At 45.2% G+C, this 22,871-nt stretch carries 16 protein-coding genes; 11 read left to right on the top strand and 5 right to left on the bottom strand.

Annotation, left to right across the window (positions count from 1 at the left end; translation table 11 throughout):
• A partial coding sequence (locus RH949_RS18430; protein WP_446355121.1) for a helix-turn-helix domain-containing protein occupies positions 1–64 on the bottom strand: 64 nt, incomplete at its 3' end.
• Positions 65–250: 186 nt separating this feature from the next.
• On the bottom strand, positions 251–1,540 hold the full coding sequence (locus tag RH949_RS18425) for a glucose-1-phosphate adenylyltransferase (protein WP_446355117.1): 1,290 nt from the start codon (positions 1,538–1,540) through the stop codon (positions 251–253).
• Between the two features lie 274 nt (positions 1,541–1,814).
• On the opposite strand from RH949_RS18425, the gene RH949_RS18420 reads away from it, so the two are divergent.
• The 6 genes from RH949_RS18420 to RH949_RS18395 all read left to right on the top strand — a co-directional run bounded on the left by RH949_RS18420 (position 1,815) and on the right by RH949_RS18395 (position 9,287).
• Complete coding sequence (locus tag RH949_RS18420; protein ID WP_006104165.1) at positions 1,815–2,504, top strand: response regulator transcription factor; 690 nt, start codon at positions 1,815–1,817, stop codon at positions 2,502–2,504.
• Positions 2,505–3,330: 826 nt separating this feature from the next.
• Positions 3,331–5,481: a PAS domain-containing protein gene (locus RH949_RS18415; protein WP_446355115.1), complete on the top strand. Its 2,151-nt coding sequence runs from the start codon at positions 3,331–3,333 to the stop codon at positions 5,479–5,481.
• A gap of 199 nt (positions 5,482–5,680) precedes the next feature.
• Positions 5,681–5,845 carry a hypothetical protein gene (locus RH949_RS18410; RefSeq protein WP_446355123.1) on the top strand — a complete coding sequence of 55 codons (165 nt, stop codon included), beginning with the start codon at positions 5,681–5,683 and terminating at the stop codon, positions 5,843–5,845.
• Positions 5,846–6,013: 168 nt separating this feature from the next.
• Positions 6,014–7,189: a formamidase gene (gene fmdA / locus RH949_RS18405; RefSeq protein WP_446355113.1), complete on the top strand. Its 1,176-nt coding sequence runs from the start codon at positions 6,014–6,016 to the stop codon at positions 7,187–7,189.
• A gap of 43 nt (positions 7,190–7,232) precedes the next feature.
• The gene (locus RH949_RS18400; RefSeq protein ID WP_006104093.1) at positions 7,233–7,490 is read left to right on the top strand and encodes an FmdB family zinc ribbon protein; all 258 of its coding nucleotides are present in this window, start codon (positions 7,233–7,235) and stop codon (positions 7,488–7,490) included.
• Between the two features lie 264 nt (positions 7,491–7,754).
• On the top strand, positions 7,755–9,287 hold the full coding sequence (locus tag RH949_RS18395; RefSeq protein ID WP_446355110.1) for a hybrid sensor histidine kinase/response regulator: 1,533 nt from the start codon (positions 7,755–7,757) through the stop codon (positions 9,285–9,287).
• Positions 9,288–9,390: 103 nt separating this feature from the next.
• Here RH949_RS18395 and RH949_RS18390 read toward each other — a convergent pair whose 3' ends face one another.
• Positions 9,391–10,611 carry a flagellar assembly protein H gene (locus tag RH949_RS18390; protein WP_446355108.1) on the bottom strand — a complete coding sequence of 407 codons (1,221 nt, stop codon included), beginning with the start codon at positions 10,609–10,611 and terminating at the stop codon, positions 9,391–9,393.
• A gap of 255 nt (positions 10,612–10,866) precedes the next feature.
• Here RH949_RS18390 and RH949_RS18385 point away from each other — a divergent pair, with 255 nt between their 5' ends.
• From RH949_RS18385 to RH949_RS18375, 3 genes are all read left to right on the top strand, one after another.
• Positions 10,867–12,048: an aldo/keto reductase gene (locus RH949_RS18385; protein WP_446355119.1), complete on the top strand. Its 1,182-nt coding sequence runs from the start codon at positions 10,867–10,869 to the stop codon at positions 12,046–12,048.
• A 206-nt stretch (positions 12,049–12,254) separates the two neighbouring features.
• A complete protein-coding gene (locus tag RH949_RS18380) occupies positions 12,255–13,067 on the top strand; it encodes an EAL domain-containing protein (protein ID WP_052307553.1) in 813 nt (270 codons plus the stop codon).
• Between the two features lie 121 nt (positions 13,068–13,188).
• Positions 13,189–14,970, top strand: a complete 1,782-nt coding sequence (locus tag RH949_RS18375) for an autotransporter domain-containing protein (protein ID WP_446355106.1) — start codon at positions 13,189–13,191, stop codon at positions 14,968–14,970.
• 155 nt (positions 14,971–15,125) lie between these two features.
• On the opposite strand, the gene RH949_RS18370 is transcribed toward RH949_RS18375, so the two are convergent.
• Both RH949_RS18370 and RH949_RS18365 read right to left on the bottom strand, forming a co-directional pair.
• Positions 15,126–17,405 (bottom strand): CHASE2 domain-containing protein, encoded by a 2,280-nt coding sequence (locus RH949_RS18370; RefSeq protein ID WP_006104155.1) that lies wholly within the window; start codon positions 17,403–17,405, stop codon positions 15,126–15,128.
• Positions 17,406–17,434: 29 nt separating this feature from the next.
• On the bottom strand, positions 17,435–18,274 hold the full coding sequence (locus tag RH949_RS18365; protein WP_006104207.1) for a DUF928 domain-containing protein: 840 nt from the start codon (positions 18,272–18,274) through the stop codon (positions 17,435–17,437).
• Between the two features lie 421 nt (positions 18,275–18,695).
• On the opposite strand from RH949_RS18365, the gene RH949_RS18360 reads away from it, so the two are divergent.
• Both RH949_RS18360 and RH949_RS18355 read left to right on the top strand, forming a co-directional pair.
• Positions 18,696–20,456, top strand: a complete 1,761-nt coding sequence (locus tag RH949_RS18360) for an NAD+ synthase (RefSeq protein WP_446355103.1) — start codon at positions 18,696–18,698, stop codon at positions 20,454–20,456.
• 287 nt (positions 20,457–20,743) lie between these two features.
• Positions 20,744–22,600, top strand: a complete 1,857-nt coding sequence (locus RH949_RS18355) for a response regulator (RefSeq protein ID WP_446355101.1) — start codon at positions 20,744–20,746, stop codon at positions 22,598–22,600.
• Positions 22,601–22,871 lie beyond the last annotated feature (271 nt).

Here is a 22,871-nt window from a genome sequence, read left to right as displayed (position 1 = left end):
GGCGCAAGAGTTGTTCTTGTTCCGGCGTTGGGTAAAAGCGGTATCGGTAGGCGCGTTGAGTCATGCCTCACATTCTATCACATTCCCTGTAAAAACTGTAAACGGTAACCGGAGGCGCGGCTTTCCTCCCGTCGCTAAAAGCCAGGGTCTCCAGCCGCTTGAGAAAGATGAGGGAGGACACAGATCGAGATCTGTGTCAACTCAAAACTCAAACTTTCTTTTCCTCATCTCCCTAGTCATTAATCAAGACCTAAATGACCGTTCCATCGGGAATTACGGCATTTTTGAGGACAACGACAATGCCATTGCGGATCAAAAAGCCTTGTTTTTCCCGTTCAGCTTCCTCAACGTGATCTTTGTTGACAATTTGAACATCGTGACCAATGCGAGCATTTTTGTCAATGATGGCACGGCGAACTGTGGTTCCTGCACCAATCCCTAAGGGTACACGTCCCGTCTCTACGTTGGATTGACGTTCGGCAAAGGGTTCATAGAAGTCACATCCCATAATCAGAGTGTCTTCAATCACACAATCGGCTTCAATGCGAGAGCGAACTCCCAATACCGAGTGATGGATACGACAATCCTTAAGAATACAACCTTCTCCCACAATCGATTGCGTCACATGACTATCCAAAAGTTTAGTCGGAGGCAAATAACGGGCGCGAGTATAAATCGGTGCCTCTTTGTCGTAGAAACTAAACGGTGGCTGGGGTTGGCGAGTTAACGCTAGATTAGCCTCATAGAACGCTTCAATGGTACCAATGTCTTCCCAGTAGTCGTTGAACAAGTAGGCTTGAACGTTATGATCTCCTGATGCCCCGGGGATGATTTCTTTACCGAAATCGGTTTGTTCGGGGTTGGCTTGCAACAACTTAATCAACGCCTCTTTACTAAAGACGTAAATTCCCATCGAGGCAATATAGGGTTTTTCCTTTGCCTCATCGGGTTTCAACCCTAAAACCGTCGTATCCACCTGCATTTGCTTCAGCGCATCCCCTTTGGGCTTTTCACTGAAATCAATTACCCTGCCGGTGTGATCAATTTTCATCAAACCAAAACTGGTTGCCAGTTTTTCACCGATAGGCACCACAGAAAGGGTGATATCAGCTTTCGTTTCACGGTGGTGTTCCACGAAATGGCGATAGTCCATCCGATAGAGATGGTCGCCAGACAGAATGATATATTCATCAACATCACACTCCTCTAGAAGCCACAAATATTGACGAACCGCGTCTGCTGTGCCCTGAAACCAGCTAGGATTTTCAGCAGTTTGCTGGGCAGCTAGAACTTCAACAAATCCGTCGGTAAAGCCAGCAAAGTTATAGGCACGGGTAATGTGCCGATTCAAGGACGCTGAGTTAAATTGGGTAAGAACGTAAATTTGATAGATCTCGGAGTTGATGCAGTTACTGACCGGAATGTCAATCAGGCGGTACTTACCCGCCAAAGGAACAGCCGGTTTAGCCCGCAATTTGGTTAATGGATAAAGGCGGGTGCCCGCGCCACCTCCGAGAATGATACCTAATACTCTTTTCACGAAACACCTCTGGAATGCCGATAGACTCTCAAGTCTTAGTGTCCGCTTGTGTGGAACTCTTTTCAAGAGGGTAAGGGAGAAAGTTGACTCTCTCCAAAGAAAGAAAAACTCAAAAAACGGCGGGAATAGAGGCACGAAGAGAGACTTCTACCCCAACTAGAGTAATAATTTGAGCCGGGTGTCCCCCTCAACGCTGGAGTTGAACTGGTGAGTTCTACGCCGTTATTATAAATTTCCATTACATTGGGATAAAGAATGGCAAAGGAAGTGAGAGATGTCAGCACAACTGTTACTGGTCGATGACGAACCGGGGATTCGGGAATCAGTCCCCGCCTATTTAGAAGAGGTGGGAGGGTTTACTGTCGATGTTGCCAGTAATGCCAATGATGCATGGCAAATGTTACAACAAAAAACACCGGATCTTGTGATTACGGATATTATGATGCCTCAAGTCGATGGGTATCAGTTTCTTAAGAAACTGCGAGAAGACCCTCGTTTCAAATCACTGCCGGTGATATTTCTCACGGCTAGAGGCATGACCACAGACCGGATTCAAGGCTATCAGGCAGGTTGTGATGCTTATTTGTCTAAACCATTTGATACAGATGAATTAGTCGCCATTGTGGAGAATTTGCTGGAACGTCGTGCTACCACGGCTCAGGAAACAGCGGGTACGGCAGATTTAGGGAATATCGAAAAAGAGCTAACTGCGATTCGGGAAATGTTGGCTCAACGGGGTAATATTTCTCAAACTCCCCCACCCATCCGCATTGACTTTACGCCGCGAGAGCAAAGTGTTTTGGATTTGGTTGCCCAAGGGCTGATGAATAAAGAAATTGCCCGCCGCCTGGAAACCAGTGTCCGCAATGTGGAGAAATATGTCAGTCGCTTGTTTAGCAAAACTGGAACCAATAGTCGTACAGAGTTAGTCCGTTATGCACTGGAACACGGCTTGACCCAGTAATATGATGTCCGGCAAATCACCCATAATAAAAACTTCACCCCATCTTCCCCTCACCCCCTCAACCCATCACCGTAATTTCAGACTGTGGATTTATTCTACGAAAAAGCGGCTACACTAGCCCATCCTTCATTTTGATGATTCCCACCGCTCTCGGTTTGTGGAGTCAACTACCCCCGATAAATGACAAGGAACAACGAATAGGAATTTTATAGCTTTAACTTATATTAAGTATAAATTAAATTAATATTAAAAATATGAATTGATGACCGAATCCCTAACTATCATGAAGTCACAACTTCGATCAAGTTCAGGGAAAAACGTCTAAAAAGGTCTAAGGGAATAACTAGTATAGTGCGGTAAAAAGCAGTGACCCTGTAACAAGCCGTAACCCAGTAAACATTCATAGATGCACTTACGGTTGCTGATCACGAATCACTGATACTAGGCTCTCGACCGACTATGTGGGTGTCGTCTTGCTTTCTCTAGAGTACCTTTTCAGTAAGCAAAATTGTCGGCTGAAGTTCCTGACAAAGAGTAACAATAACTACAGAAAATAAATTTTGGGCAGACTACTTTTGACGAATTTTAATCCCTAACTGCGATTACGGAACTGACGTTCTATCTAGAGAGAGTCAATTAGAAATTTTATCTGGATTTGAATAAATTGGCAGAGCTTTGAAAACATTCTGAATAGAAATTAGACCGAGAGTAGGCGTGTACAACTGTAGTTCAGTTTATAAACTGTCACAGTTGAATTTACTACAGCCTGATCTTCCATTTTAAATAACAGTCAAACTGAGTAGAAACAGGTTCTTAGGCAAATCTTATGTTATCGGTGCTAGACCCTACCCAAAACCCCAACACTATATCGCTGAAAGTTCTCATCGTCGAAGATGGTTACCAAACGATAAAACTATTGGGAGAAGGATTATGTTCTGAAATTAGATATTCGTTTATTATTCAACAAGTTAGGCAGAGTTGTCAAGCCCTAACTCGATTAAGTCAGGAAGCGTTTGATCTTCTCGTCGTTCATTTGTCCCACGCTGATCCTCACGTTTTCGATACGGTTACTCAGATAAAACAGTTGGGCTTAACCCTGCCAATTCTCGGATTAAGGGCTAACCAGGATGAACCCTTAACCCTGCAAGTTATCCAAGCGGGGACACCGGATGATCAGGTAACGGAAAATCTCAAAAGTTACCGATTAATTCGGGCATTTCGTCATGCGATTGACAGTCAGCAACGCCAAGAATGCCAACGTCTGAATCAGGAAAAATATCAGTCGGTTATCGATAATGTCAAAGAAGTTATTTTCCAAACTGATACCCATGGACATTGGACATTCCTGAATCGGGCTTGGACAGAAATTACTGGCTTTTCAATTGCTGAAAGTATCGGAACATCCTTTTTAAACGGTATTCATCCGGATGACTGGCAAAAGGGACGAAACAACTTTGATGCGCTGATTACTGGAGTCCAACAATCCTGTCGCCCTACGGTACGCTACCTGACGAAATCGGGTGAAATTCGTTGGTTGGAGGTACATGCGCGGATAAATTTTGCCGCCGATGGTACGGTTTCGGGAACCACAGGAACCCTAAATGATATTACGGAACAGGTGTTAACCCAATCCGCCTTACGCATTTCCGAAGAACGACTGCAAATGGCGTTATCTGGGAGTGATTTGGGATTATGGGATTGGCAATTAATCACTGGAGATATTTATTTTAATCCGCAGTGGAAAGCGATGCTGGGGTATGCAGAAGACGAAATAGACGATAATTTTCAGGCATTTGAAGAATTAATACATCCTGAGGATTTATCAAGAGTAAAAGCTGTATTAAAGGCTTATATAGATAGATTGATTCCTATCTATGAAGTCGAATTTAGGATGCGATGTAAAACGGGGAAATGGAAGTGGATTTTGTCTCGCGGTAAAGTCTTTGAGTGGGATGAAGCAGGGAACCCAGTAAGGATGACAGGGACTCATCGGGATATTAGCGATCGCAGACAAGCGGAGGAGGCTTTGCGAGAGTCAGAAGCCGGAGAACGCAAAAAAGCGTATCAATTAGAACTTGCCTTGTGTGAACTTAAAAATGCCCAAGCGCAGTTGGTACAAACGAAAAAAATGGCATCCTTAGGACAGTTAGTGGCGGGAATTGCCCATGAGATTAATAATCCCATTGGTTTTATTTCCGGAAATGTTGGCTTTGCCCATCAATATGGGTGTGATTTGCTCAAATTGATCGATCTCTATCAACAGTATTATCCTCACCCTGTTGCCCCGATTCAAGAGCAAATGGAAGCGGTTGAGCTTGACTTTCTCAGGACAGATTTTCCCAAAGCCCTCAACTCGATTCGAGAAGGCGTTGTTCGGGTTCAAGATATTGTGCGATCGCTCCAGCATTTTTCGCACCTGAATGAAGCCCAGATGAAGACAACTGATTTACATCAGGGGTTGGAGAGTACCTTGATACTCTTACAGAATCGCCTCAATAAAAAGCCTAACATACCCGCTATTGAAGTGAATAAACAATTGAGTAGGTTACCTAAAGTAGAGTGTTATCCGGGGCAACTGAATCAAGTGTTTATCAATATTCTCGGTAATGCGATTGAGGCGTTAGACGAAAAAAGCCAGCAGAATGATTCCTTCATACCCCAGATTAGAATTAGTACGGAAATAGCTGAGTTAAACTCAACTGTGATTATTCGGATTTCCGATAATGGTTTAGGTATTCCTGCTCATTTGCAAGAGCATTTGTTTGAACCGTTTTTCACCACAAAACCTGTAGGACAAGGGACAGGATTGGGATTAGCCGTAAGTTATCAAATTATTGAGAAACACAAAGGAAAAATTACCTGTAATTCTCAAATGGGTATCGGCACAGAGTTTGTGATTGAAATCCCGATCACGCTGAGCCATAAAACGGAACAATTGGGTCAAATTAAATGGTTACGCCAAGCCATCGGCGCTTGAGGTTGGTTGTCATGCACTGTAAGGATAAAGAGACTGGGTGTAGGGTGTAGGATGTTGCCTATCCTGAAGAGAGATGATCGTCCCAAGCTTTTGCTGTATACTCTGACCCTAGGGCGCAAATATTATCATCTGGTCAAGTTTACTAAAGGTAGATTTATACTATTTTACTGCCAAATTGGCATGTGTTGATGGCAAAAATATGATTATTGGAACGACTGAAATTAGTTCTCGGTCTTTCGCCAGTCTGAGTCCCCAGGGTGAGTATGTATTTTTAGAGGCAAATCCTAGCCCGATGTTTTTACATGTCGAGTCTCAAACGGGTTTTCCCATCACTCAAAAATTAGTTAAGCGTTTAATGAATTAGCTTTAGGCAAAAACTCTCCTTTAATGGATAGGTTTATTTACACTATTTAATATTAAAAAGCTTCTCTATTAAATATAAGCTGTTTTTTGTATTTAATTATACAGTAATTGCTTTTCGTTTACTCGTTGAATAGTTACAACAAAACAATCTATTCATCAGAGGTATTCTATGCCCGACGTTCTATTTAAAGTAGACCTCACTAAACCCATGTCAGAACAGGAGTTAGTCGGTCATAATCGCTGGCATCCTGATATTCCCGCCGTGGTTTCTGTTAATCCTGGCGATGTCTTTCGCATTGAATGTAAAGATTGGACAGATGGGCAAATTAAAAATAATGATAACCCCGATGATGTGCGGGATGTAGATTTAACGGTGGTGCATGTGTTGAGTGGACCTATTCATGTGAATGGGGCGCAACCGGGGGATATTCTGGTTGTTGATTTATTAGATATTGGTGCATTACCAGGGTATGAATGGGGCTTTACGGGTATTTTTGCTAGAGAAAATGGTGGTGGATTTCTCACAGATCATTTTCCCAATGCGGCTAAAGCGATATGGGATTTACAGGGGATTTATACTCATTCTCGTCATATTCCCGGCGTGCGATTTGCCGGAATCACTCATCCCGGTTTAATTGGGTGTGCGCCGTCAGCAGAATTATTGGCACAATGGAATAAACGGGAAGCGGAATTGGTGGCAACAAATCCTAATCGTGTGCCACCCTTAGCGGCATTACCCAACCCGCAAAATGCGATTTTAGGGTCGTTAAAAGGGGCAGAATTTGACCGAGTTGCCGCTGAAGCCGCCCGCACGGTTCCGCCGCGTGAACATGGGGGAAATTGTGATATTAAGAATCTATCGAGAGGGTCACGGATTTATTTCCCAGTCTATGTAGATGGTGCAAAACTGTCTATGGGAGATATTCATTTTTCCCAGGGAGATGGTGAGATTTCATTCTGCGGTGCGATTGAAATGTCGGGTTATATTGATCTGCACGTCGATATTATTAAAGGGGGTGTGGAAAAATATGGGATGACTAACCCAATTTTTAAGCCGGGTCCCGTTGAACCGCGCTATTCTGAGTATTTAGTTTTTGAAGGGATTTCAGTTGATGAGGTAACTGGGCAGCAATATTATTTAGATGCTCATGTCGCTTATCGGCGAGCATGTTTAAATGCGATTGAATACCTGAAAAAGTTTGGATTTACGGGAGAACAAGCCTATTTACTGTTAAGCTGTGCGCCGATTGAAGGGCGGATCAGTGGAATTGTGGATATTCCTAATGCCTGTTGTACATTAGCTTTGCCCACGGAAATTTTTAATCAGCCAATTCTGCCAACTTAGTATAAGAAAGTAGAGGGTAGAAGGTTATCAGGAGAAAAAAGATATGCCGTTGTACGAATTTCGCTGTGATACTTGTGGGGATTTTGAGAAATGGCGCACATTGGCAGAAGCAGGAACACCGCTGCTTTGTCCAACCTGTCAGGTGGTAGCGAAACGGGTATTTTCTGCGCCCATGGTGAATTTAAATTCGGGGAGTTTACCCAAACCAAAGGAACCGCGACTGGTGAAGCGTTCTACAGAATCGACAACACCAAAGTATAGTCAGCATAAAAATGGACGCCCTTGGATGGTGAGTCATTAACATTAATTAGAGGTCAATTGAGCAAAAGATAAGAGGCAGAATAAGACAATTTGTCGGCGCGGGTTGTACCGATAAAGTTATTAATAAAACTGATAACTGGACTCAACCCGCCCTTAGGGAAAATTACAGGAAAAGGACAATTGAGCGAGAAAAAATAGGCGGACTAAAAATGGTGCAAGGTCTGAGTTAAAACTCACCCACTTATGCAACAATAAAAATGGCAACGTGCCGCTTTTTGCAAAATTCAGTCATGCCAGTCCGTTCATGTCCTCTTCCTTGCCCCAAATCTTATTAGTTGATGATACTGTGGCTAATCTGCAATTAGTCTCAGATTTTTTAATGAAAGCAGGATTTAACGTCCTCGCGGTTAAAAGTGGCATCCAAGCGTTAAAAATTGTGGCAATAACCGAACCGGATCTAATTTTGTTGGATGTGGTGATGCCAGAAATGGACGGGTTTGAAGTCTGTCGTCGTTTAAAAGCGCAGGAGGAAACCCAAGATATTCCAGTTATTTTTATGACAGCCGTTGCCGATCGCGCGAATCCTAGTTACAAGATTAAGGGGCTAAAACTGGGTGCTGTAGACTATATCAGCAAGCCAATTCAGCTTGAAGAGGTGTTACTTCGTGTCCAGACTCACCTGCAACTACGGGCGTTAACCCAGCAACTCACCGAACAAAATGCCTGCTTACAGCAAGAGATTCGCGTGCGTCATCAAACCCAACAGATCCTGCAAGAAACGGAACGTCGATGGCGATCGCTCTTAGAGAATGTGCAACTACTGGTTGTTGGCTTAGATTGGCAGGGGGATGTGGAGTATATGAACCCCTTTGGCTTAGGCTTAACTGGCTATACTTCAGCCGAAGTTTTCGGGAAAAACTGGTTCAATACATTTATCCCATCCTCCGAGCAGCCGCAGCTTAAACAAACTTTCCATGAACTTTTATACCACAACAGCCACGCCTACTACCAGAACTCCATTCTGACCAAATCCGGTGAAGAACGACTGATTGCGTGGAATAATACCGTGCTAAGAGATATTACTGGCGCGATCGCAGGAATCATGAGTATTGGCGAAGATATTACCCAGCGTCAAGCTGTGGAACGGATGAAAAATGAATTTATTTCTCTGGTTAGTCATGAACTTCGCACCCCACTCACCTCAATGCGCGGTTCTCTGGGTTTGCTTAAGATGGGAGTCTATGATAATCAACCCGACAAAGCCAAACGGATGTTAGATATTGCGGTAACAGACTGCGATCGCTTAGGGCGATTGGTGAATGACATCCTTAGTTTAGAACGCTTGGATTCCGGTCAAGTGACGCTAGTTAAGGAAGTCTGCGATGTGGCAGATTTAATCAAACATTCCGTCGAAGCGATAGATGCGATCGCGGAGGCGGCGGGAATTGCAATCCAGGTGACTCCCCTATCGGCTCAAGTTTATGTTGCGCCTGATACGATTATTCAAACCCTGACGAATCTGTTGAGTAATGCGATCAAGTTTTCTGAGAGTAATACGACGATCACCGTGGGTGTCCAACATCAATCAGATTGTATTTTATTTCACGTTACCGACCAAGGACGAGGAATTCCCCCGGAACACCTTGAACGCATCTTTGGGCGATTTCAGCAAGTCGATGTTTCCGATTCCCGCCAAAAAGGAGGTACTGGTTTAGGATTGGCGATTTGCCGCAGCATTATCCAGCAACATGGGGGGGGGATTTGGGCAGAAAGTACCCTAGGTTCTGGAAGTACCTTTTATTTTACATTGCCAGTTTATAAAGAATCAGTTCAGTAATATCTAGTTATTTTTCATTCACCGTTTGTCCGGCAATCCCCAACTTCAACAAAGTAAGTTGGGGTTGTTGAACTGCTCCTCTGAGGGAACGACAACGGCACGTTTAAGAACTGGCTTGGGGAAATCGAGCCAGGAGTTGCTCACGGGATAGCTGAGGCAATTGTGAGAGGTATTGGCTTAAGTCTTGGGGAGGTAATCCTAATAAAGGAGTGACCAGTGCGGTGAGTTGAGCGTCCAATTCTCCAAAACGAATTCTGAGTAAATTTTCGACAATAAAACGCTGTGCCTGTTGAATTCCTGATTCACTATTTTCGAGTTGAGACAGTTGCAGTAGAAAGGGAGTTAACTGCTGAGAGGGCAATGCCGATAAGGGAGTGATTAAAGCAGCGAGGGTAGAGGTTAACTGTCCCAAGCGAGTCTGGAGAACGTTTTCGAGCATCAGCCGATGTCCTTGTTGTAATCCTTGTTGTAATCCTTTTTGTAATCCCTGTTGTAATCCTTGTTGTAATCCCTGTTGTAATCCCTGTTGTAATCCCTGTTGTAATCCCTCCTGTAATCCCTGTTGTAATCCCTCCTGTAATCCCTGTTGCATAGCTTCTTCCCTGGCTTGTTGCCGAGCCGCATCCAGTTGTTGCCGATAAAGGGGTGCTAATGCCATAATTAACTCCCTCTCCTCTGTGTCTAAGGGTTGTTCTTGATTGGCTTGTAAGTTGGCTTGCAAGTTATACAATAACTCTAGCGTAGACTCCCGCCGTTGGCTGTCTTCGGGTAATGCGGTGATCTCCTCGATGGCTTGCTGTTGGACTCTGCCCTTTCCCAGAAGTCTCAGCCATAGGGTTTGGGGGGTACGGGGGAGTTGGTGGATGACGACGATGGCTGTTCGGAAAGCCTGGGGGAGAAAGTAGAGTCCACTTAACCAGTTTTGCTCATCACTGAAGGCTGCAAAGCTATCGAGTAAGGGTGTTGAGGCGGTGGGGGTGAGTATCCATAATTGGGAGAGTTCACTCAGATTAATGGAAGTGGACTCCCGTCTGGCGCGTCGTCTCAATTCCCGATGTAGGTCAAACAGTTTCGCCAGACAATCACAAATTTGATCGGCGGTGACGGCGTTGCGAAAAGGTTCAAAGACAGCAGGAGTTGTGACAAAGCGCCCTAAAAGTCCCAGAGAGAGGAGGTAGTCATCTGAGATAGAGGTGGGGATAAATAAAACGTCAACCTCTCGCACTTCCCCAGCAATGTCGCGACTGGTTTCCACTTTTCCGATTGGGGACAAGAGTTGGTCAAGATAATCCTTGGCAAATTGGTCATGGGGAAATCGAGTCATTGAGGGATGGGGATAGTCTACGACTGTAGAAGTTTATCTTACATTGTTGCCAGTCTAAGCTGTTCGGCATTTAAATCTTAATGTCAAGAATTACGAAATCCTTGTATGTAGTGCGAGCATCTTGCCTTGATCTGTCAGTCATTTTTCCACCGTTCCCATCGCCAGATATTTTGGCTTTGGCTTAAAGTGAAGATAGGTTGAATACAAATTTTTAAGATTCACCCGTTAAGGACTTGACTTCTAAACATTTTTATGATGCAGTACAGACGATTTGGACGCACTGAACTACACATGCCAGTATTCTCCTGTGGCGGGATGCGGTATCAATTCAAATGGAAAGATATGCCCGCCTGGTTAATTCCGAAAGATAATCAACGCAACTTAGAAGCAACCATTCGTCGCTCGATTGAAGTCGGTATTAATCATATTGAAACAGCCCGGGGTTATGGTACATCAGAAATGCAGTTAGGCAAAATTTTGCCCAAATTTCCCCGTGATCAATTAATTGTCCAGACAAAAGTTAGTCCTAAACCAGATCCCAAAGAATTTCGACGTCAGTTTGAGCAGTCGTTGAAATTCCTCAACCTTGACTATGTTGATTTGCTGGGAGTTCATGGCATAAACACGCCGCAATTGCTCCAGGATAGCATTCGTCCTGGAGGCTGTATGGATGTGGCGCGTCAGTTACAAGCCCAAGGTAAAGTGCGGTTTATTGGCTTTTCTACCCACGGTGCTAAGGATTTAATTGTCAAAACTATTGAAACCGATCAGTTTGATTATGTTAATCTGCACTGGTACTATATCAATCAATTTAATTGGACTGCAATTGAAGCCGCAACTCGCCATGATATGGGCATTTTTATTATTAGTCCATCGGATAAAGGGGGAATGCTGTATAAACCGCCACGGCGATTAGTTGAACTTTGTAAACCATTGAGTCCAATGGTATTTAATGATTTATTTTGCCTGTCTCATCCCCAGGTGCATACCTTGAGTTTAGGTGCATCTCGCCCTAGTGATTTTGATGAACATTTGAAAGCCGTTGAATTATTGGATCAGGTTGATGAAATATTACCCCCAATTGTGGCACGATTAGAAGCCGCCGCGATCGCACGACTCGGAGAAGACTGGTTCAAAACCTGGCACATCGGTTTACCCAGCCACGAGGAAACCCCCGGTGGTGTGAATATCCCGGTGATTTTGTGGCTAAGAAATTTAGCGATCGCCTATGATATGGTTGAATATGCTAAAATGCGTTACAACCTCTTAACCAATGCGGGACACTGGTTTCCAGGTGCTAAAGCTAATCAAATTAGAAAAATCAACCTTCAGACATGTTTACACCGGAGTCCCCATGCTGATACAATTCCTACTTTACTGGAAGATGCGGATCAGCGCTTAGGGGGTACAACCGTTAAACGCTTATCCCAACAATAAACCGATAGCGATTCGACTTGAGTCGTAAATATTTTGGTGAGTCAAAGGAACGCTTAACTGAAAACAGAAGATTCCAGAACTCATTGATAATTGCTACATCAGTTTGTTTCGCCCCTCATTCACGCTTAACTGTTATCCCTATAACCTGTTCTCAAACCGCCTTTCTGGTAGCATTTAGGTAAAGAGCAGCAGGTGGCAAATTGGAGGTGAAAAATGTGCAACAAAATCTCTGTCAAGAATCAACCAGTCGTCAAGCCTTACAAACTGCCCTTATAGAAGATCGTTTTTGCTTATACTTTCAACCGATTTTCCCTCTCCTTCAGGGAGACGAGGGTCATGTTCACAAGGAAATTTTAATCCGAATGGTGGGACAAGATGGTAGAATTATCCCACCCAATTACTTTCTTCCCTGTGCCGAAGAATCTGGGTTAATGCCATCCATTGATCGTTGGGTGCTGGAATCCTTTTTCAATGGTATTTATCACCCGAGTAAATGTATGGGTTGTTGGGCAAGGGATTATTATTGTGGGTGTATTATTGCGTTTAACCTGTCTGGTTCCAGTGTTAATGATGACAGCTTTCTCGACTTCCTGGAAAACGCCGTGATTAATCATCCGGTTCCCCCCAGTAGTTTAGTCTTTGAGATTACTGAAACGGTAGCCTTAATCAACATAGATAAAACCCGGCAATTTATCCAGCGTTTACAAAACCTGGGTTGTCAGTTTGCTTTGGATGATTTTGGTACAGGCATGTCCAGTTTAGCCTATCTTAAGGAATTACCGTTAGATTTTGTCAAAATTGATGGTATGTTTGTGCGGGATGTGGTGCAGAATCCTATCTCTGAAGCGATTGTTTCTGCTATTGTACAAATGGCTAAGGCGAAGCAAATTAAGACGATTGCCGAATACGTGGAAAATGTGGCAATTCTGGAACGATTGCAGGCGTTAGGTGTGGATTATGCCCAAGGGTTTTACTTAGGTAAGCCTACCCCGATTCTCAAGCGAACGCCTATTTTCTAGATGAAGGTAGAAGGGCAGCTTCAGTTTTTTTATTAGGGGTCATTTGCCGGATATAATAGTATTAACGTTTCAGGAGCAGATTGGTGCTTAAGTCAGTGCTATTCAGCTTAGGGTAATATTCATGCAAAAACAAGCTCTAGCGATCGCATCTGTTTTATTATCTACCCTGTTGCCGATCGAGGCTTCGGCACAAAACTTTGAGGAGTTTTACATCTTTGGCGATAGTCTGTCAGATGTTGGCAACCTATTTGAACGATCTGAAGGTCTCTTCCCTCCTAGCCCTCCCTATTTTGAGGGACGTTTTACTAACGGTTTAGTCTGGGTGGAAGTTCTGGGATTGGAATTAGGACTTGATCACAATCCAGCTAATAACTTTGCCCTTGGTGGGGCAACCTCAGAGGACGTGCTAGAACAGGTTATTGAGTTTACCACCACAACCCAACCACTCGATTCTAATGGGCTTTATACCGTTTGGGGCGGTGCCAACGACTACATCGACGTAGTTCCAGGCACAAACCCAGCAGATATAGACACGACAACCACGGTCAACAACATATCCAATGCGGTGAAAACGCTGATTGCCAACGGCGCTGAAACGATTATCGTAGTCAACCTGCCAGATTTGGGAAGGACGCCTCTAGGATTAGCCTCTCCCCTTGCTGCCGACGCCTTCACCGCCGCCGTTAATCAATATAACCGCAACTTAAATGCCGCTTTGCAAACATTAGCTCAAAACCGTGAAGTTCAGATCGTACCGCTCGATGTCAATCCTCTGGTTAATGAAATTCTCGCCGAGCCAGCCAGATACGGCATAACTAACGTGACCGAACCTTGCTTAAATGAGGCAACCAATACGGTTTGTCCCAACCCCGACGAGTATTTTTTTTGGGATGACATTCATCCTACTGCTGCCGTTCATGAGTTGTTTGGAGAAGCGGTTTTGGCAGTACTGATTAGTCCTCAAACCGTTATCCCCCAAGCCGACATTGCCTTAAGCGTTGCTCGCAGGCAGACTCAAACGATTGACGCTCGGCTCCAGTCCCTGCGAGGTGTCCGCGAAACTCCCCCCGAACAACGATTTGGTGCATTTGTCAACGGTGACATCAACTTCGGCGATAAAGATACCAGCAATAGCGAACCGGGCTATGATTTCACGACGACAGGGGTTACTGCTGGCGTTGATTACCGCGTCACGGGCGACCTCGCGCTGGGAGTTGCTGTCAGTCGCCTCAGCAATGACACCGAACTTGATCATGACCTTGGCGAGGTTGAAGTTGATGGTTATGCCGTTTCTATCTATGGCAACTATAATCGGGGTAACTTTTATACGGATACCCTTGTCAGTTATGGTTGGAATGACTATGAGATAACCCGCCAAATCGAATTCGACAACCGCAGGGCTACTGCTGACCCGGACGGGAATCAACTCTCGGTTGATGTGAACGGTGGTTACAATGCCAGATCGGGTAACTTGTCTTATGGACCAACAGTAGGAGTTCGCTACGATCGCGTGGAAATTGATCACTACACAGAGGAAGGTGCGGGTAGCCTGAATATGGCAGTCCAAGACCAAGAAGCCGAATCGCTGGTTCTCAGTGCGGGTGTTCAGGCGGCTTATGGGTTCAACGTTGGCAACACTACAGTGACACCCAATTTCCGGGTACGTTACGAACACCAGTTCGCCAACGACAGCCGCGAAATCGAGACGGAACTCCTCACCCAACCGGGCATTCCGATCCGGGCGACTACAGACGACCCCGATCGCGATTACGTGAGATTAGGCGCTGGAATGGACGTGCAGTTTTCCCCGAATTTTTCCGGCGCGATCGATTACGAAACAGTCGTCGGGCGCGAAGACTACACCGACCATGGGGTTAGAGCTCAACTCCGCTATCAATTTTAACTGGACTTTAGACTAAAATTTGGGATTTTCAGAATTAGTCTAAACTCCAGTTTTAAAACACCTCAACCACACTATCGGCAGCATCATATCATGTCCTCGTCTTGTTCCCATTTTGGCACAATTCAAGTAGATCATCCGATTACTGGACTGGTGTTCTAAGGTTTTATTGCCTGTTCTTGACTTTCGCCCTGACGTTGACGCAGTAACTTATAACGATTGGATAACATCGTTTCTACAGGGGGCGGTAAAAATGTAAAGTGAATATAAAATGAATGATCATCACTGAGTTTATCTAACACTTTGGCATAGATATCCTCACTCGCTGAGATTAATTTATCACCCATCAGTAAATTAATCTTTATATTCGTCAAAGGTTTAATAAATTGTTCTGATTTAATCTCGCCACCTTTGGCAGAAAGTTTGACTAAAGTTCCTCGAAAAAATATATCGCTGACATGCTTGCCTTCCAAAAACGTGTAGTGTAAAGGAATCGAATCGACCAAGGGCAGAAATTGCTCATCAGGTTTAGCTAAAAACAAGTAGTAAGGTTTGCCAATTCCCCCCACTTCATAAATGGGGATAGGTTCGGGTAATCCTTTAGGTTGAACCCGTATCTTGCTATCAATTCTCACCCAACTTCCCGCAGCATTTAGAGTAGACTGAGAGATAAAAATTTGACTGTCTGTCGTATAGGATTCGATGCGATAGGCTAAATTAACTTGACTCCCCACTACTCCATATTTTGTTCGTTTCGATGACCCAATATTGCCCACTACAACATCCCCCGTATTAATCCCAATGCCCATAGTCAACGGAGGTAAACCCAGATGTTTCATTCGTTCATTAACCGATGTCATCGCCAACTGCATCGCCACCGCGCACGCGATCGCGCGTTGGGCGTCATCGTCACGAAGCGTCGGCGCACCAAACAAAACCAAAATTCCATCCCCAAGAAATTCATCAATTGTTCCTTGGTATTGAGTAATCACATCCGTCATCGTGGCAAAATAAAAATTGAGAATATTCACCACCTCTTCTGGCATTAAACGTTCAGTCAGGGCAGTAAATCCTCTTAAATCAGACGTTAATATAGTAATCGTGCGCCGTTCACCACCTAATTTAGCCCCTTCAGGATTTTCTAAAACATTCGCAACAACTTCATTGGTGAGATAACGTCCAAAGGTTTCGCGGATTTTACCCCCTTGATGGGCAAGATAACTGGTAATCGCCACCACTGAACCCGATAAAGCCAAAAGAGGCGGAACTACAGGAATCCACCACCCGATTAAAAACGCCCCATAAGTACTACCCAACAGGACACCCCCTGCCAGGATCAGCCCCAAAAATCGTTGTACAGAGACCCGTCGTTTTTTCCCCTGATAGCGTCCCTGCCAGGTTACAATAGCACCTATAGTAGACCAGAACAAAATCCACAGGCTTTCTTGCCGTTGAGACCAAGTTTGAATCAGGGGGCGTCCTTCTAAAGCTGCACTCAGGATTTGACTGGTAATATTAGCATGTAATTCTACCCCAGACATGCGTTCGGGCAAAGCAAACCAACTACTACTGTAGGGTGTAAAAATCCAGTCTTGGAAACTCTCCCCGACAAAACCGATCAGAATAATGCGATCGCGTCCCCAATCGGGAGGGATACGATCCTCTAGAAGATCATTCAATGAGATCGTTTCAAAGTGTTTCTTGCTCCCTCGATAATTTAATAAGATTTGGTAGCCACCAGCATCCGTGCGGACATAACCTCCATCATTTTTTTGGAAGCGAGAAAACGTGCTTTTTCCCAACCGCCAGGTATTGGGTTCGCCAGGTATTGGTTTGGGGCTAATTCCTTGAGCATCAAGATAGAGAAGTGCTAGATAAAATCCGAAACTGGGAATAACATCTCCATTGGCATCTTCAACTTGTAAGAGTGCCCGTCGGACTTTAGTATCGGCATCAAAGATGACATCATTAGCGCCCACTTGTCCTTTGGCTTTCAAGGCTGGGGGGGCGGCGACAGCATCCTGGCGCTTATCGCCAACCACTTTCTCAATTCCCACCAGATTGGGGGTTGTTTCAAAGACTTTAACTAATTCCTGATGACCCGGTTGTACGGGTAAATCCCGATAAACATCCAGACCAATGGCTTTAGGGTTATGGGTTTTGAGTTTAGCAATAGCTTGGGCATAAATCTGATCGGGAAGAATCGATCGAGAAAGTTGCCCAATTTTTTTCACATCCGCCTCATCAATCCCCACGATCCCAATTCGCTGATCCAAGGATTCAGAGGGACGCCAACGCATATATTGGTCATAAGCTGTCCATTCCCAAGTTTGCAGCATCCCAGTCCACCGCAAGAGAACGATTAAACCCGTAATCGTTGGGGTCACTATCCAAACGCCGCGCCATTGCCAAAGCCACCGCTTACAGGATTTGTACATCTGAGTTTTGAGTTCTAAGTTAGAGGGATTTAATTGTTCAGTTCTCTCATCGCCTCAACATCTTGAGTCTCCTCAGCATCTTGAGTCTCAACCGAACAGGAGTGAACCCAACAGTTAATTGGAATATTATCCAACTCAACCGAGGTTAACAATTCTTGCATCTCATCTGCGATCGCGGAGTCATTGGGAAATTGCTGATAGAGTCGAGCTAAAATCATCAGCGTTTCTGCCCAAATCCTTTCTTGAGCATAGTTAGATCCTTCCTCTTGGAGACGTTTTTTGATCCCTTCGGGTTCATGAACGAGTTGATCAAGAAGAGTGTTCAGTTCTTCGGGTGGGGCGATTCCCGTCTGCAGGGGTTGACGCTGAATCCACCCTCGAGCAAAATGATCCTGACTGCGATCATCGGGATTACACACCAAGGCAAATGTCCAAAGATACCGTTTTTCCGTTGTCAGAGATATGTAATCAGGAAGCTTGAGTTCTACGATACCGGGTCTATGGGTTAGGGGTATCCTCGTATAATAAATTTCCCGGTTTTGCTCGTCCAAAAGTAGAAAATCGGCTGACTGGGCTGTCGTGGGGGGAACATACCAAAATAATTTAGGGTTGGGGGATATGGTGGTAATTAGATTATTCGTTGGCGTTAGCGCCGTTAATCTTCTATTTCCGGTAACACAAGGTATATTCGGTATACCTCTTTGTCCTCCCCCGCCAGTCCTCTCAGGGGCACCAATATCTTCTCCTTCAGGAAACTCTAAACTAATATCGAACGACTGTGCTTTGAGTCGAGGTGCGGCGAAAACCAACGCTAACCCGAATGTTAGCGTCATCCCACCGAGGTAGGTAAAATGCTTGAGACCACCCATGCTTTAATGTTCTCCTAATCTAATCCTGGGATCTATTGCCACAGTCACTTTCAACATGATTCGCGGGAGTCCAGCGTTAGACTCGATCGGGTAGACAATGCTTACGTTGGAAGCTGACTCTTCCAAGTCCTCGGTTTAACGGAGTAAGCGAGGGTCATTGACTCCAATGCATGACAGCTACCGCCACCGCAAGTTCCTGTCATCAGGTTTGACAGGTTAGCAAAAGCCTGTGATTCAACTTGAGTTTTACCCACCCCGGGCAAGACTGTTTCAATGTACCTGCCTGTCTATATTTTATTTTGTGGCGGAAGTTTGAGGGAAATCAAAAAAGCCAGATTGACACCAGATTAGACCAAAGACGGAATGACTAACGACGAATCCCATGTTAGCTTGAACCTAGCTAGCCTATTGTGTGTTTTCCATGAAACTTGCGATCGCACAACTCAATCCCACGATTGGCGACTTAACCAGCAATGCCCAAAAAATCCTTGATGCGGCAAATCAAGCAGCGCGTCAGGGTGTCCGCCTCTTATTGACGCCAGAACTCTCCCTCTGTGGGTATCCGCCGCGAGATTTACTCTTAAATCCCAGTTTTATGGAGTCCATGGCAGACTGTCTGGACAATTTAGCCGAACAGTTACCCTCAACCCTAGCAGTTTTAGTGGGAACGGTGACAGCGAATCCTAAAGCGGAGAGTTCGGGAGGTAAACCTTTATTTAATAGTATTGCCCTGTTGGAGGGCGGTAAGATACAGCAGGTGTTTCACAAGCGCTTGTTGCCCACCTATGATGTCTTTGATGAGAACCGTTATTTTGAAGCTGGAGTCCAGAGTAATTCGTTTACCTTAGAGGCGGAGTCAGCTACCCCGATTAAAATTGGTGTGACGATTTGCGAGGATCTCTGGAACGATGAGGAGTTTTGGGGAAAGCGCACGTATCAGTTCAATCCGATTACCGATTTAAACCAGCAGAATGTTGATTTGATCGTGAATCTTTCCGCCTCGCCCTATAGTGTAGGCAAGCAACAACTGCGAGAAGCTATGTTGCAACATAGTGCCAAGCGTTACCAGCAACCGATTCTCTACGCCAATCAGGTGGGGGGGAATGACGACTTAATCTTTGATGGGAGTAGTGTAGGATTTAACCGCGCCGGGGAAATGGTTTGTCGCGCCCCAGCTTTTGAAACCGATGTCTTGCTGGTAGACTTTGATCCAGTCCAAGGAGATTTACTCAAGAGTGCGATCGCACCCGCCCCCGAAAGTACCAATGCTCAAATTTGGTCTGCTTTAGTTCTAGGAATCCAAGACTATGCCCGCAAATGTGGCTTTAAACGAGTGGTGATTGGGTTGAGTGGGGGAATTGATTCATCCCTGGTTGCTGCCCTTGCCACGGAAGCTCTGGGCAGGGAAAATGTACTCGGTGTTCTCATGCCATCTCCCCATAGCTCTGAACACTCGATTAATGATGCCCTGGCGTTAGCCAAAAACTTAGGGATTAAAACCCATACCTTGCCCATTGGCGAGTTGATGCAGGGGTATGATCAAACCTTAGACCCCCTATTTGCCGGAACTGAATTTGGCACAGCCGAGGAGAATATTCAAGCCCGGATTCGGGGAAACTTGTTAATGGCGATCGCGAACAAGTTTGACTATCTGCTAATCTCTACGGGGAATAAGTCAGAGATGGCGGTAGGATACTGTACTCTCTATGGGGACATGAACGGTGGATTAGCCGCGATCGCAGATGTTCCCAAAACCCGTGTCTATTCCCTCTGTCAATGGCTGAATTCCACTAAAGTGAAAAGACAGGAAAGCCAAGCCACCCCAGAACAATTACCAGCGCAATTATCGGATACTCAACCAGAAATTATTCCTGCGAATGTCTTAGCCAAACCTCCCAGCGCTGAACTCAAACCGGATCAAACTGACCAAGACTCGTTACCGTCTTATGACATCTTGGATGATATCTTACAACGTCTGATTCATGACCATCAATCTGCCCCCCAAATCATCGACGCCGGACATGATCCAGAAGTTGTCCATAAAGTGATGCGAATGGTAGCGCGGGCAGAATTTAAGCGCCGCCAAGCACCACCAGGATTAAAGATTACGGATCGGGCGTTTGGCACGGGTTGGCGGATGCCCATCGCCAGCCGTTGGGTTGCGTTTAAGGAATGTATTTAAAGTCAATGTTTGGAGTAGGGGTTTGGTAACCAAACCCCTACTAAGTAGGTCGGTGGAAATAAACTCAACCTTATGAAGTTATGTTAAAAAGCCTCAAACCCTTACAAAGGACGAATGACGTAGCTTGCTTCTCGCGAAAGCGAGTTCCCCACCGTTAACTTTAATTGTCCCCACCTACTTATTAAATTTTATTGAGGATTATGTACGTTTCATTCAAGAATCCATGAGAAACAGGTGAAGATCAAAGGGAATACAGAATTATCCCATTCCCCATTCTCCCGTTTCCCATGAAGATTTTGATAGTCGATGATGATCCAGCGACAGCTTCACCCCTAATTGAAGCCCTCACCAGTCATCACTACACCGTTGAAGCCGCAACTAACCCTGAAAATGGATTAGAACTCGCTCAAACCTCTCACTATGACTTAGCTGTCTTGGATGTTACCCCCCAAAACCTAGATGGTATTCATCTGTGTCAAAAACTGCGCCATCAAGGTTCTCAAATGCCAATTCTCCTCCTGGGCGCCAAAGGAAGTAGCGCCGATCGCATTCGCGGATTAGAAGCAGGTGCGGATGATTATGTGATGAAACCCTATGATCTCTCCGAATTGATGGCGCGAATTAGAGCATTATTGCGGCGGCGTAACTCCACGGTATCCAAGGTGTTGACTTGGGAGCAGCTGCGGCTAGAACCGGATACAGGTAAAGTCACCTATAAAGGCGAATCATTACACCTAACGCCCAAAGAATACGGATTGTTAGAACTATTCCTGCGTCATCCTCGACGTATTTTTAGCCGTAGTGTGATCCTCGATCACATTTGGTCGAGTGATGAATTTCCCGGTGAGGAAGCCGTAACCACCCAAATTAAAGGGTTGCGACAAAAGCTGAAAGCGGCTGGGATCAAAATTAATTTAATTGAGACAGTATACGGCTTAGGGTATCGGCTCAAAGATGCACCCATTCAGGAACAAGAGAACAAACAAGTCAGAGAAAAAGTAGCAGATAGCACGTCTGAAGCGAAACTCATGGCGGCGGTTGCCAAAATTTGGCAAACGTTCAAAGAAAGCCTCCCGGAAAAAATAGACGTATTTAGGCAAGTGAGTGTAACTCTGGCGACAGGAACCCTGAATCAACAACTCTGTGAGAACGCCAAAATTGAAGCCCACCGATTAGTGGGTTCATTGGGATCGTTTGGTTGTGCAGAGGGGTCTAAAATCGCCCGCGAAATTGAACAGCTTCTGCAGACTCCAACCCCAGCAACGCCCCAAGACGCCCATAAGCTAAAGGATTTAATCGACTCCTTGCAACAGGCGATCGCAAACAAACCCACCCTTGATCAGGTTACACCCCCCACCTGTGATCCGCCCCCGGCTTCTACTTCCCCAGCCCAACTATTAGTCATTGATGATGATCAGATCCTCAGCCAACATATCGAAATCGAAGCAAAAGCCTGGGGATTGCAGGTAGATAGCGCCCCCCATCTCCAAGCCGCCAAACGAGCGATCGCGCTACATCCTCCCAATGTGATTTTGTTGGATCTCACCTTTGCTGACACCCAAGAAAACGGCTTTGAACTCTTAGCAGAACTTGCTGTTCAACACTCCAACATTCCCGTTTTAATCTTTTCCAGTCAAAATCATTTAAGCAGTCGAGTCAAAGCCGCCCGTTTAGGCGCTGCTACCTTTTTACAGAAACCCATGACTCCCCCAGAAATTTTGCAAGCGGTGACTCAAGCGATTAATCAGCAGAAATCGGGAGAATCTAACGTCTTAGTCGTGGATGATGATCCACAAATCCTCGCCCTGCTGCGCCATTTACTACAACCTTGGGGACTAAACGTCACCACTTTGGCACATCCCCAACGCTTCTGGGATGTCCTAGAAGCTGTATCTCCTGACTTACTAATTTTAGACGTAGAAATGCCCGAATATAGTGGCATTGAGTTATGTCAGGTTGTTCGTCATGATTTACGCTGGAGTAACTTGCCCGTGTTGTTTCTCTCCGCCCATACCGAAGTACAAACAGTGCAGCAAGTTTTTACCGTTGGTGCAGATGACTATATCAAAAAACCCATTGTGGAAGCTGAACTGATTACCCGTGTGCTAAATCGGCTAGAACGTCGCTCCAGTAATAACAGTTAGTGCAATACTGCAAAGGATAAAAAGCTGGGGAGATGGGGGAGCAGGGGAAGCTGGGGGAGCTGGGGGAGCTGGGGGAGCTGGGGAAGCTGGGGGAGATGAGGGAGATGGGAGACAAAATTTCTATAGCCTATTAAGCTGTTCGGCATTTAAACCTTAATATCAATAATGGCGCAATCCTTGTAGTGCGTTTAGCGAAGCCATGCCGCAGGCTTTAGCGAAGCCATGCCGCAGGCTTTGCATCTTGCTCGCTACTAATACCCAATTTAAATGC

This window comes from Coleofasciculus sp. A1-SPW-01, from assembly GCF_040217205.1.
Classification (GTDB): Bacteria; Cyanobacteriota; Cyanobacteriia; order Cyanobacteriales; family Coleofasciculaceae; genus Coleofasciculus; species Coleofasciculus chthonoplastes_A.
This window is presented reverse-complemented; position numbering and strand designations above follow the sequence as displayed.

Coding starts and splice junctions, on each gene's coding strand:
- RH949_RS18420 (WP_006104165.1), top strand. CDS start 1,815: ATGTCAGCACAACTGTTACTGGTCGATGACGAACCGGGGATTCGGGAA.
- RH949_RS18415 (WP_446355115.1), top strand. CDS start 3,331: ATGTTATCGGTGCTAGACCCTACCCAAAACCCCAACACTATATCGCTG.
- RH949_RS18410 (WP_446355123.1), top strand. CDS start 5,681: ATGATTATTGGAACGACTGAAATTAGTTCTCGGTCTTTCGCCAGTCTG.
- fmdA (WP_446355113.1), top strand. CDS start 6,014: ATGCCCGACGTTCTATTTAAAGTAGACCTCACTAAACCCATGTCAGAA.
- RH949_RS18400 (WP_006104093.1), top strand. CDS start 7,233: ATGCCGTTGTACGAATTTCGCTGTGATACTTGTGGGGATTTTGAGAAA.
- RH949_RS18395 (WP_446355110.1), top strand. CDS start 7,755: ATGTCCTCTTCCTTGCCCCAAATCTTATTAGTTGATGATACTGTGGCT.
- RH949_RS18390 (WP_446355108.1), bottom strand. CDS start 10,611: ATGACTCGATTTCCCCATGACCAATTTGCCAAGGATTATCTTGACCAA.
- RH949_RS18385 (WP_446355119.1), top strand. CDS start 10,867: ATGCAGTACAGACGATTTGGACGCACTGAACTACACATGCCAGTATTC.
- RH949_RS18375 (WP_446355106.1), top strand. CDS start 13,189: ATGCAAAAACAAGCTCTAGCGATCGCATCTGTTTTATTATCTACCCTG.
- RH949_RS18370 (WP_006104155.1), bottom strand. CDS start 17,405: ATGTACAAATCCTGTAAGCGGTGGCTTTGGCAATGGCGCGGCGTTTGG.
- RH949_RS18365 (WP_006104207.1), bottom strand. CDS start 18,274: ATGGGTGGTCTCAAGCATTTTACCTACCTCGGTGGGATGACGCTAACA.
- RH949_RS18360 (WP_446355103.1), top strand. CDS start 18,696: ATGAAACTTGCGATCGCACAACTCAATCCCACGATTGGCGACTTAACC.
- RH949_RS18355 (WP_446355101.1), top strand. CDS start 20,744: ATGAAGATTTTGATAGTCGATGATGATCCAGCGACAGCTTCACCCCTA.